The sequence below is a fragment of the Hanstruepera marina genome, assembly GCF_019880635.1.
Taxonomy (GTDB): Bacteria; Bacteroidota; Bacteroidia; order Flavobacteriales; family Flavobacteriaceae; genus Hanstruepera; species Hanstruepera marina.
In genome coordinates this window covers 226027-237962 of sequence record NZ_JAINVX010000004.1, presented here as the reverse complement: position 1 = coordinate 237962, position 11936 = coordinate 226027, and the positions used below count along the sequence as shown (strand labels likewise).

Below are 11936 nucleotides of genomic sequence, written 5' to 3'. Positions count from 1 at the left end.
TAGATTCAATTATGAAATCCAACCTTTAGCAGCAGATTTTTTTGAGAACCATACTAAAAATAAACAGATAACAATAATCATGATAGGCATGATTGTCCCTGAAAATTGATCCATAGTTGTAGGCCCATCAGTTGTGAACCACCATATTTGCTGAATTGTCGCTGTCAAAAAAGATAAAATTAAAACATTAGTGGCTAGCTTTTTTCTTAAAAGCAATAATAAACAACCAATTGCTCCAGCAAAAACAGCTATAGCAAATAGTGCAGTTACCCAAGTTGGTCTAGCATCAAGTAAAGCAATTTGTTCAGGTGTCATTTGAGACATAACAGCTTCTGTTCTGTAAGCCTGTTGAATATAGGCATTAACACCCATTAAGTTCCATAACAAAGCAATAATGCTTACAATCCAAAACCAGATTGCAGGTTTGTTTGATTCAGTCATTTTTTTAAGTATTTAGTTAGTTTATATATTACAATTTATAAAAAATTTGTTAGATACTTAAAATACAGTAATTTCGAACGGTTTTAAAATTCTATAAAGTGTTTGAAAAAAAGCGTTTCTATTATCTTATTAAATGTCAATACTTGGGTTACAGATTCCATGGTTGGCAAAAGCAGCCTAATTTAAAAACGTTGCACTTAATGATAGATAAAACCTTAAATTATATATTAGAAGGTATACGTTTTAAAACACTGACTTCAGGTAGAACAGATGCCATGGTTTCTGCTAATGAAGCAGCTTTCGAATTGTTTATATACCACCAAATTGAAGACCTTAATGTTTTTTTAGAGCTGTTTAATTACAACTTGCCCCAAGACATTCGTGCTTTAAGTATTGAGCCTGTTACAGAAAACTTCAATATCATTCAAGATTCAAAAGTTAAAGAGTACCTCTATGTTTTTGCTTGTGGTGGTAAGTTCCATCCGTTTTGCGCACCTATTATGACAACAATTCTAGATGATTTGGATGTCGAGCAAATGACAATCGCAGCTAAACTGTTTGAAGGGAAACACTATTTAAAATCGTACTGCTATAAAGCTACAGACAAAGGTGTTTATGATAGGGAAATTGATGTTTGCGAAATAACAGAAAACAAAACGTTTACTGCAAGTTTTTTTCCTGAAGAATCTTATTTGTTACGTGTAAAAGGCAAAGGTTTTATGCGTAACCAAATAAGGCTAATGATGGGAGTGCTAATACAAGTCGGTAAAGGCGAGTTATCGCTTCAGGATGTAGAGGACAGTCTACATCCTAATCATAATATACCAATAAACTATATCGCTCCAGCTTCGGGATTAATCCTAAATAAAGTTGAATTTATATAGAAATACTTGATGTAATTTCTGTTAAATTGTTTAACAGTACCATATTTCCTTTAACATAATTTAAGTTAAATAAATCTTAATGCCGTTAAAGCTTGTTAAATCGCTTGACATTTCTCATCTAGCCCATAGTTTATACTCGTAATTAATGTAAAACCAAAAAAGAAAGTAAGATTATGAGTTATTTGAATATGAAAGATGAAAATCTAATACCAGTTGTTGAAGAATTAAATACACTATTAGCAGATTACCATATATACTATCAAAAGTTAAGAAGTAACCATTGGAATATTTTGGGCAAGAACTTCTTTGATTTGCATATGAAATTTGAAGAGATGTATAATGACGCTAAAGTAAAAATTGATGAAATAGCAGAGCGAATATTAACATTACGATTTCATCCAATGAGTACATTCAAAGATTATTTTAAAGTGTCTGCCATAACAGAAAAAGACAATTTAAAGACCGATGTTGATATGGTAAAAGAAACATTAAGTGACCATAAAATTCTTTTAAAGCAAATGAGTCAAGTAATTAAAAAAGCGGAATCTGTTTCAGATGAAGGAACAATTGATTTGATAGGTGCTTACATTAGAGAATTGGAAAAAACAAGCTGGATGTTAGATGCTTGGTTAAAGGACACTAAAGACTCTTTAAAAGAAGCGCCTATGGAAGTTTAGTATATGCCTAACTGAATTATTAACGACTAAAAGCATTGAACAATGAAAGAGCAATTAGCAGAAGCATTTGGTAATTTAGTAAGCAAATTAAAAGGTTGGTTTAATACAATAGTGGAATATCTTCCTAATCTTTTACTAGCATTAATAGTATTAGCGACTGCTTTTTTTATCGCTAAATATGTAAACAAGCTTACTAAAAAAATCGTAGACAAACGTGTTAGTGATGAAGCGGTAAGTAGTATGATTTCTAGAATAACTGCTGTAGTAGTTGTTTTAGCCGGATTATTTCTAGCGTTAGGAATAATGAATTTAAACAAAGCACTTACATCATTGTTAGCTGGTGCCGGTGTTGCAGGTTTAGCCATTGGTTTGGCCTTACAAGGGACCTTGGCGAATACCATTTCTGGAATTATTCTATCGTTTAGAAAGAAAATTCAAATTGGTAACTGGGTAGAAACCAATGGATATTCGGGTGAAGTAATAGATATTAATATGAAAGATTTCACTTTAAAGGAAGCCGATAACAATATAGTGGTCATTCCTAATAAGATGATTCTTGAAAACCCACTTAAAAATTATTCATTAACAACAAAAATGCGTGTGTTTTTAGAATGTGGTGTTAATTACGATTCTGACCTTGAACAAGTAGAATCATTAACTAAAAAGGTTATTGCTAAAACTTTTGAACAAGTAGAATCTGCTGAAGATGTAGAATTTTACTTCACAGAATTTGGTGATAGCTCAATTAACTACTTATGCCGCTTTTGGATTGATGCAGAAAGCATGTTGGAAAAACTGCGTGCTAAAACACAGGCCATTATCGAGATAAAAAAAGCTTATGATAAAGCTGGTATAATTATACCATTCCCAATTCGAACTTTACAATTTGACAACAAACTAAAGTTTGAAAATCCTGTCAAATTTCAAGAAGAATTCTCTAATAACTAGAGTAGGCTAAAAATAAAAGCCTTAATACTAATTTAAAAAACAAAAATTATGTTACGTTGGACAATCACATTTGTAATAATTGCAATTATAGCTGGAATACTTGGCTTTGGTGGAATAGCTGGAGCATCAGCAGGAATTGCTAAAATATGTTTCTTTGTTTTCTTAGTACTGTTTGTTTTATCCTTACTAAAGGGTTTATTGAGCACTAAATAGAAACAAAAACAAGAGATTATTAACCATTAAAATTAAATACGATGAAAAAAATATTAGTAGCATTTGTTTTCTTATTCGCTGTATCAACTGTGTTTACAGGATGTAGAGATGAAAAAGAACCAAGTGAAAAAATTGAAGAAACAGTAGAGGAAGTTGGAGATGATGTAGAAGATGCTGCAGATGAAGTTGGCGATGCCGTTGAAGATGTAGTAGACGATTAATTACCATTTCCTTATTTGAAACTATATTATTAACCTTAAAAACTATTTAACAATGAAAAATTTAATTTATATATCAGTATTCTTAATTTCTGGTGCTCTATTTGCACAAGAAAAACCAAAAGACATGTCTGAAACAACTGAAGTAAAAACCGTTAAGATTAACAATGGCGAGAAGGTTGTAGAAAACAAAATTAAAGTAACAACAAAAGAAGAAAAGAAAATAAAGCTTGATAAGGCTGATGCCGGAAAAGTAAATCAGGATATGGTTATTCATGACGATAAAACGGTGACTAAAACCATTGCAATTGATAATGATAATGATCCGTTTTACGATTCTGAAATTGAGTTGGTAACTTATATTAGAAATGGAAAGGAGTATGATTTTATAAAAAAATCTAACGGATTTTCGGTAACTAGCAATAGTTCTAAAAGTGTTTTTGGTAATGCCTTAAAAACAAGTTTGGATGACAGATATTATATTTTTAACAATAAGGATTATTCGGGCATTGGGTATTTTACAGACGAAGGAAATTTCGTTATAGAATATTATGATACGGAATCCAATTCTTTAATGACAACTAAATTTATGACTCTAAAGTCTAGTAAATAATAGACTGTTATAGATTAATAACAATGCCTCAATTTTATTGAGGCATTTTTTTATAACTTTATAAAAAATATTTGGTATGAAAACACTTTCCAAAGGCGTCTTAAACTTTTTAAAGAAATTAGAAAAAAATAATAATCGTGACTGGTTTAACGATAACAAAAAAGAATTTAAAGCATTAGAAACACAAGTAAAGGCTTTCTATAATGAGCTATTTACTATGCTAAAGACTCACGATGATGTTGACAGTTCCAAAATATTTAGAATATACCGTGATGTTCGCTTTTCAAAAAACAAACAGCCTTACAAAACACATTTTGGCGGCTCATTTCATAGAAAAAAACCGCAGCTTAGAGGTGGTTACTATTTGCATATTGCTCCAAACAATGAATCGTTTATCGCTACAGGTTTTTGGGAACCTAATAAAGATGACTTGTTAAGAATGCGAAAGGAGTTTGAAATGGATGCTTCGGAAATGAGGGATATTATGAATGAGGTTTCTTTTAAAACTATTTGGGGGAATTTGGTGGGCGACGAACTAAAATCAGCACCAAGAGATTTTGATAAAAATCATCCAGACATAGATTTAATTAGAAAAAAACAATACATTTTTACCAAAAAATATAAGGATTCAGAGGTCTTGTCCAATAATTTCTTGGACGAAGTTAATAATTCGTTTAAGGCTGTTAGACCTTTTTTTGATTACATGAGCGATGTACTCACTACAAATCTAAATGGCGAATCACTTATCAAATAGCTTCTAAAACTGTATCTTTTTGGAATAATTGAATGTCGCTAATAAAACGCTCCTTAACAATATTCATCATACGTTTATTCAAAGCTGAAGAGTTGGTTATATAAAAACTATATTCCTCTACAGTAAATTGACCAATTATCATTCCTTTTAGTGAGTTTCTAAACTTCATGTCTTTGTGAATAGCATTTTCAATGTAGTGAATCTGCTTTTCAACAGATAAACCATAAAAAACATTTTTGTGCTTGGCAGCATAGTTTTTAAATACAGCCACAAACAAATCACTTTGCATTTTAATTATAGGTCGTAAAGTCTTGTTTTGAAAACGTTCATCAGGACTCATGGTGTCAAAAAATAATGCCGATGAAATTTCTGGTCGGCATTGCAATAGGCTTGTAGATCGGTTCATGATTTTAGTTTTATTAAAAATATAAATTCAAATAGCTTATACCGGTCAACTTCAATTTCAATATTAACAGCGTTATCAACAATAGATTCTTTGCATTTTAAAATCAAGCTTAATTATTTAAAGTATTTTATTTTAATAATTGTAACCATTATCTTTGGTTAAAACCCGATAAAATGAAGTTTGGAAGCGTTGACAATCCTGAAAGCATAGATTTTACTCTAAAACCCGATCATATTGATACAGCACGGGTATTGAATAGGGTAAAAGATGATAATGTTCCCAGTATATATGTTGGTTGTGCCAAATGGAACAAAGCCGATTTGAAAGGTTTTTATCCCAGAGGAACTAAAGATGAATTAGGCTATTATTCCAGACAGTTTAATGCCATAGAATTGAATGCAACGTTTTACAGGATTTTTTCTCCAGAACAATTTGCAGCATGGTATGAGAAAACACCAGAAGGTTTTAAGTTTTTCCCTAAGCTCAATCAGGAAATTAGCCATTGGAAACGTCTAAACGACGTACAAGCTGTTGTTGAAAATTACCTCTACAATGCGTCCAATCTAAAAGAAAAGTTGGGAACAATTTTTTTGCAGATGCACAATAATTTTGCGCCAAAAGATTTTGACAGGGTGGTCCACTTTGTTGAAAGTTGGCCAAAAGAGTTGCCATTGGCCATTGAGTTTAGGCATACTGATTGGTACAATGATGAAGCCGTTTCAAATCAATTGTATGATTTACTGGAATCCAATAATATTTCAAACGTTATTGTTGATACTGCTGGAAGAAGAGATCTAATGCACATGCGATTAACCAACCCAACAGCATTTGTTAGGTACGTTGGCGCTAATCATCCGAGTGATTATTCACGATTAGATGATTGGGTTACTAGGTTAAAAGAATGGCAAGAGCAGGGCATAAAGGAAATAGATTTTTTTGTACACCAAAATATAGAGAAAGAATCACCTTTGCTTTCTGCCTATTTTATAAAAAAATTAAATGCTGAATTAGGGTGTAATTTGAAAATCCCCAATGATGATTCGCAACAAACCTTACTTTAAAACATGAGATTTCACACAAGAAAATGGGTAAAACCTGAAGACTTAAATCCTAACGGGACATTATTTGGTGGTCGATTATTGGCTTGGATAGATGAAGAAGCAGCCTTGTATACTTTAATTCAGCTTGAAAATAAACGTATTGTTACCAAATTTGTATCAGAGATCAATTTTATGAGTTCTGCTAAACAAGGTGATATAGTTGAGTTGGGAATGGAGGTTGTTAAATTTGGTAAATCTTCAATCACTTTGCGCTGTGAAGCCAGAAATAAAATGACCCGAGAAACCATATTGACCATAGATAAAATTATAATGGTAAATCTGGATGAAAAAGGAAAACCAAAACCTCATGGTAAAACCCAAGTTGAATTTGTAAAGGATAGATTGGAAACAGATTAGTTTACCTTACCAGAAATATCCTCAAAAATCTCAAGTTGAAAGTAGGGTACAGCGGCTAGTAAATGATCAAAAATATCGGCCATAATGTATTCGTAGTTTGCCCAACGTTTATCACTGCTAAAGGCATAAACCTCTAAAGGAATTCCTTTTGAATTTGGCGCAAGCTGTCTAATCATAATGGTCATATCTTTATTAATGGCAGAATGGTTGGTGACATATTCTTGTGCATATTTTCTAAATACACCTAGATTAGTTAGGTTTCTACCATTAATTAACAATTCTTTATTGGCGCCAATTTTTTCATTGTAAGCATTAATATCGTCTTGTCTAGATTCAATATAATTACTTATTAAATCTATTGTTTTAAGTTTTTGAATATCCTCATCCGTTAAATAGGTAATACTATTGGCTTTGATTGTTAATGACCTTTTTATTCGTCTTCCGCCAGACTCTTCCATGCCGCGCCAATTGGTGTACGCTTCACTAATAAAAGCATAAGTTGGAATAATAGTTATGGTTTTATCAAAATTTTGAACTTGTACATTATTCAAATTTATAGCAATAACATCACCATCAGCGCCATATTTTGTCATAGTTATCCAATCTCCAATTCTAATAGTGTCGTTAACGGCAAACTGAATACTGGCTACAAAACCCAAAATGGTATCCTTAAAAATCAATAGCATTACTGCAGATGCAGCTCCTAGTGTGGTGAAAAATTTTAGTATTGAAATATCAGTTACAATAACTACAGCTACAGCAATGCCTAAAACCCAAAGAGCAATCATTACAACCTGTATATAACTTGCTATAGGCTTGTCTTTTAATCTTTTTATACTTTGAAAATAAGACTCAAAGGTTTTTAAAACACTTCTAATAATCCAGATGATTAAAAAAACTGTGTAAAGTTTTAAAATGGTTTCTATGGGTTGCTCAAAATGCGGGTAATCATAAAATACAATTGGAAAGAATTTAATAGTTATTAGAAGCGGAACAATATGGGCAATATTCCTTGGAGCTTTATGTTTAACTAATAAATTATCAAAATTGGTAGAGCTTCTTGAGGCAAAATTATTAAACGCTTGAACCAATACTTTTCTTGTAATGAAGTCAGTAATCCATAACACTACAATTAGTATAACCAAAAGTATAGCCATGTTCAAAAACTCTGCTGTAGATTCAGATATATTTGAACTTATAAAATAATCGTAAAAAAAACGTGAGTATTTGGACATGTTTTTATTGTTTTAAATATGCTCTATCCACATAAAAAGTACCAAAAGGAATAATTGAAGCCAATAATACTACGCGCATTATTTTTTTATCCCATTTTAAATTTGCCCCAACTATTACAGCTAACACTATATAGGCAATAAACAGCAAACCATGAGGCATGCCAAGCCATTTTACATATTTTGGTTCATCTAAAAAGTATTTTATTGGAGTAGCAATAAATAGTAATAATATATATGAAATACCTTCAAAAAGTGCAATGACACGAAACAATTGTAACATAGGTTAAATTTTATAGGTACAAAAATACAATTCCTATAACTACAATTCTATAATTTTATGAATAAGTGTTTTTAATCTGTAAAAATCATACAATCAAGTCGGTTACCGATTAAAAGTTACGAATAACGAATATAATCGTTACAAGAGGTTGTAACGCATATTTTTAGCGCCAGAAACGAATATGTATTCAGTAGTGGCCTCAAAACTAGTAATATTAGCATCTAATCGTATAGTAACCATTTTATGTGTTATAATATTTCATTGTACCACTTTTTCTCAAACGACTTTAATTCCTGATCCAAGTTTTGAACAAGCTTTAATTGAAGCTAATATTGATTCCAATGGTTTTAACGGAAACATACTAAACACTGATGCCGAAGGCGTTATTACTCTAAATATTTTCAATAAAAATATAACCAGTTTAGAAGGCATTGAAGCTTTTATCGATTTAAAATATTTGTATTGCTATTTTAATAATATTGAGTATTTAAATGTTCAGAATAATTTAGAATTAGAGGTTTTGGATATTGAAAACAATAGTATTGAAGGGTTGGATATTTCAAACAATGTAAACTTAAAACAAGTTTACATCAGTAATAATCTATTGGATGAGCTTGATATTTCTAATAATTTAGAATTAGAGTTGTTATCCTGTAATTTGAACAATATTTCTGAACTTGATATATCTCAAAATTTAAATTTAGAAGTGCTTTGGTGTTACTCAAACAATCTTTCTGAACTGAATTTCAATAACAATGTATTATTGGAATCCTTGTTTTGTGGAGAAAATAATATTACAAATCTAGACATCAGTAACAACAGTTTATTGCAATCTATTTCATGTGGTGGCAATAATCTTCAAACATTAGATATTTCTAATTGTTTTGACTTAAAATATTTAGATGCTAGTGGTAATGATTTAAGTGAACTTGATATAAGCTCTAATGGGTTTTTAAAGCGATTATTATGTAACAACAATATTATTTCAGATTTTGAATTAAGCACAGCTGATGATTTGTTATTGTTTTATGCTAGTGGAAACCAATTGACAGAAATAGATTTATCTAATAATTCAGACTTAAAGTACGTACATCTTGATGGTAATAATCTGCATTCAGTTGATATACGTAATGCAATGAATTCTGAAATCTCTGATTTTAACGCAACAAATAATCCAAATATGACTTGTTTATTTGTTGATGATATAGATGCAGTGTATTTAAATGACTGGAATATAGATGCCGCAACAACTTTTGTGGAAACACCTCAAGAGTGTAATGCATTGAATGTTAAAGATGATATTAAAGCCGATATAGCTTTTGAAATGTACCCAAATCCAGTTACCGATATACTGAATATTAGTATAACGAATACTGCGAGCCATTTTGAGATTTACAACATAAATGGACAGTCAGTTATATCAAAAAGCTTAAACAAAGGTCTTAATCAAATAGATTTAAGTACCATTAGTTCAGGATTATATATGCTTAAAGTCTATTATGAGAATCAGTCCTTAATGAAAAAGTTAATAATAGACTAACTCCTTACTGCTTTATAACTTTTTTAATACTTACTATTTCATTTTGTGAATTACTTAATCTCACAAAATAGATGCCTTTTTGTAGTGAAGTTATTGTAACCTTTTGGTTGTTGGTCAAAATAGTATCGCTTTTTACAATTTTACCATCAATACTATATAGTTCCATTTTAAGAGGTTCATTTAAATGGTGCTTCACAGTAAATTCGTTTTCAAATGGAATAGGATAAATTGATATGATATCATCAATTTGGGCAAATTCATCAGTACTTAAAGTACCGTTAAAATAGCTTAAAGCTAAATTATAAGCTTCAACCCCAATTTCCTCGCCAATTATTCGTCCTCGAATATCATCAATAGGAGGATGAATGCCACCCCAAATACGTGATAAACTACATTGGTCTGATGCATCTCTATAAGTTGCCCATTGTAACGTTAAAGATTCTGAAGGCCCTTCTTCAAAAACCAAAAATTCATTCTGTGGCGCTTCAAAAGTTCCCATACCTCCAGGGAAATATGCGTCACCAGTCAATAATGTTAAAACTTCAGCACCTGCTCTTGAAAACGTAGAATGACCAGATACATAGCCAGCAAAAGGAGGAGTCACAAAAGTAGGTCTTTGGTACGGCCACCAATGCGTCCCTAAAATCCAATCTACATGTGCAACATCTGTATCTGGATCTGCAATAAAATCAGGACCTTTCCAAGCAAATATCTTTATCTGTCCAACGTTTTCATCACCAGAACCCGCAAGAGGATCGCCAGATTCAATAAGTTCAATTCTTCCAGGAACTAATGGTAAGCCATGAGGATCATAGTTGGGTAATGCTGCATTAGAACTTTGACCTTTCCCAGCCATATAGCGAATAGCCGAAATTGGTCGAATATAATCATAGTATCCTTTAACGCCCCAAGTGGTTACAGCACAATCATGCATAGCACCACCAAGTGTTAAATAACATTTTATATCCCATTCCAGATTACTTAAAATAGGGCCTTGACCATTAAAACGCTTTTCAATCAATGGATGATCACTAACATAATTCATAATGGTAAACCAATGACCAGGTGGAGTTTCAGAATCTGGACCATCAGCCCAAAATTCTGCAAGCACTCGTGCATAATCTCCTCGCTTAACCATTTGTGGAGTATAAGGCATATTTGTATAAGGATTTATGCTATGTCCAGTGCCAGGATCACCTCCTTCCATATAGTCATAAAAGGAACGGTATTCTTCAAATGTTTGTGGAAAATCATTAAAATTTACGTTTCCAACACCATTAGGCGAAATATCTATCATAGTTGCATCATTGGGGTCTAAATGTGAAGACCATGAAGCCACTAATGAAAAGTACCATTTGTAAGGGTCATCAAATCCATCTTCATTAGAGTTTTGTATTGTTGGTGGAGGACTGGGATTATGATAAATATAGCTGTCAAACCCATTGTTTAATACTTCAAGTTCATCACTCGTAAGACTAAACGGAACAACTTCACCCCATTCAGGGCTAACAAAATCTGGGGTATTTAAAGGGTAAACATTTCCACTTTGATCCACAAAAACATCAAAAGCTAATGGTTGCCATCTACTTGGGTCTATTGCAGTATTATCTTCATACAACTCTAAAACTAAAGGTGGATTTTGTGGTGAGTAATAAAGGTTATTGTATCCAGATTCTTCATGCGCACCATCTTGATTTCCAAAAGCTATTATTTCACTAGCCAAATAATTACCTAATGCAGCATAAGAGCCAGAACTATAATCAGTAGATGTCAATGTATCATCATAACCATAAGATGTAAAGTGATTATTAAATGCAGCTAATGTTTCTACAGAACCTGGTGAGTTTTGAAATCTATGGCTCAGTAATCGAAACATAGCATAACTTATAACCTCATGCCTTGCAGATTCTACATCACTAGGTGTAGCTATTCCATTAAAAGCACACGAGTAACCTCCAAAATTTTTACCCAAAAAAATTGTTTCAGCTTGTGGGTCAAACACAGCCCAGGCATCATACATAGCCAATGATGTGTGAAATAAATTCCGCGCATGAACAGTAGGTCTTGCAAAATCATTTCTAATAGCCTCTAACAATTGTTCATTCCATTCCCTAGCAACAGACTGTTGGGCTTGAGTTTTAAAAGTTAATAGAACAATTGTAAAGACTATGATACGGGTAATTTTATGCATGTTTTAAAATTTTTTTAAATGTATAAAAAAATGTTAATTATACTCTCTTTTCGTCGATTCTATCGATAAAAATCTGACA

Annotated in this window: 15 protein-coding genes; 10 read left to right on the top strand and 5 right to left on the bottom strand. The window is 31.9% G+C overall.

The window, feature by feature from the left end; all coding sequences use genetic code 11:
• Positions 1 to 9: 9 nt before the first annotated feature.
• On the bottom strand, positions 10 to 441 hold the full coding sequence (locus tag K7G76_RS11945) for a hypothetical protein (protein ID WP_223034457.1): 432 nt from the start codon (positions 439 to 441) through the stop codon (positions 10 to 12).
• Between the two features lie 200 nt (positions 442 to 641).
• Between K7G76_RS11945 and K7G76_RS11940 the strand changes: the two genes are divergently transcribed.
• The 7 genes from K7G76_RS11940 to K7G76_RS11910 all read left to right on the top strand — a co-directional run bounded on the left by K7G76_RS11940 (position 642) and on the right by K7G76_RS11910 (position 4748).
• Positions 642 to 1325: a tRNA pseudouridine synthase A gene (locus K7G76_RS11940; protein WP_255573009.1), complete on the top strand. Its 684-nt coding sequence runs from the start codon at positions 642 to 644 to the stop codon at positions 1323 to 1325.
• Positions 1326 to 1498: 173 nt separating this feature from the next.
• Positions 1499 to 2002, top strand: coding sequence for a Dps family protein (locus K7G76_RS11935; RefSeq protein ID WP_223034455.1), 504 nt, complete (start codon positions 1499 to 1501; stop codon positions 2000 to 2002).
• A gap of 42 nt (positions 2003 to 2044) precedes the next feature.
• On the top strand, positions 2045 to 2950 hold the full coding sequence (locus K7G76_RS11930; protein WP_223034454.1) for a mechanosensitive ion channel family protein: 906 nt from the start codon (positions 2045 to 2047) through the stop codon (positions 2948 to 2950).
• A 48-nt stretch (positions 2951 to 2998) separates the two neighbouring features.
• Complete coding sequence (locus K7G76_RS11925) at positions 2999 to 3163, top strand: DUF1328 family protein (protein ID WP_223034453.1); 165 nt, start codon at positions 2999 to 3001, stop codon at positions 3161 to 3163.
• 89 nt (positions 3164 to 3252) lie between these two features.
• The gene (locus K7G76_RS11920) at positions 3253 to 3384 is read left to right on the top strand and encodes a hypothetical protein (protein ID WP_255573008.1); all 132 of its coding nucleotides are present in this window, start codon (positions 3253 to 3255) and stop codon (positions 3382 to 3384) included.
• Between the two features lie 52 nt (positions 3385 to 3436).
• Positions 3437 to 3994, top strand: coding sequence for a hypothetical protein (locus K7G76_RS11915; RefSeq protein WP_223034451.1), 558 nt, complete (start codon positions 3437 to 3439; stop codon positions 3992 to 3994).
• Between the two features lie 76 nt (positions 3995 to 4070).
• A complete protein-coding gene (locus K7G76_RS11910) occupies positions 4071 to 4748 on the top strand; it encodes a DUF2461 domain-containing protein (protein WP_223034450.1) in 678 nt (225 codons plus the stop codon).
• On the opposite strand, the gene K7G76_RS11905 is transcribed toward K7G76_RS11910, so the two are convergent.
• Entirely contained in the window at positions 4741 to 5154 is a 414-nt protein-coding gene (locus K7G76_RS11905) for a glyoxalase (protein WP_223034449.1), read from the bottom strand. The two genes, K7G76_RS11910 and K7G76_RS11905, sit on opposite strands and share 8 nt — an antisense overlap.
• Positions 5155 to 5327: 173 nt before the next feature.
• Between K7G76_RS11905 and K7G76_RS11900 the strand changes: the two genes are divergently transcribed.
• Entirely contained in the window at positions 5328 to 6215 is an 888-nt protein-coding gene (locus tag K7G76_RS11900; protein ID WP_223034448.1) for a DUF72 domain-containing protein, read from the top strand.
• A 3-nt stretch (positions 6216 to 6218) separates the two neighbouring features.
• Positions 6219 to 6611, top strand: coding sequence for an acyl-CoA thioesterase (locus K7G76_RS11895; RefSeq protein WP_223034447.1), 393 nt, complete (start codon positions 6219 to 6221; stop codon positions 6609 to 6611).
• Here the strand turns inward: K7G76_RS11895 and K7G76_RS11890 are convergent.
• The gene (locus tag K7G76_RS11890) at positions 6608 to 7846 is read right to left on the bottom strand and encodes a mechanosensitive ion channel family protein (protein ID WP_223034446.1); all 1239 of its coding nucleotides are present in this window, start codon (positions 7844 to 7846) and stop codon (positions 6608 to 6610) included. The genes K7G76_RS11895 and K7G76_RS11890 overlap by 4 nt on opposite strands.
• Before the next feature lie 4 nt (positions 7847 to 7850).
• Entirely contained in the window at positions 7851 to 8126 is a 276-nt protein-coding gene (locus K7G76_RS11885) for a DUF3817 domain-containing protein (RefSeq protein ID WP_223034445.1), read from the bottom strand.
• Positions 8127 to 8307: 181 nt separating this feature from the next.
• Here K7G76_RS11885 and K7G76_RS11880 point away from each other — a divergent pair, with 181 nt between their 5' ends.
• Positions 8308 to 9666 carry a T9SS type A sorting domain-containing protein gene (locus K7G76_RS11880; RefSeq protein WP_223034444.1) on the top strand — a complete coding sequence of 453 codons (1359 nt, stop codon included), beginning with the start codon at positions 8308 to 8310 and terminating at the stop codon, positions 9664 to 9666.
• Between the two features lie 4 nt (positions 9667 to 9670).
• Here K7G76_RS11880 and K7G76_RS11875 read toward each other — a convergent pair whose 3' ends face one another.
• The gene (locus K7G76_RS11875) at positions 9671 to 11857 is read right to left on the bottom strand and encodes a T9SS type A sorting domain-containing protein (RefSeq protein WP_223034443.1); all 2187 of its coding nucleotides are present in this window, start codon (positions 11855 to 11857) and stop codon (positions 9671 to 9673) included.
• Positions 11858 to 11936 lie beyond the last annotated feature (79 nt).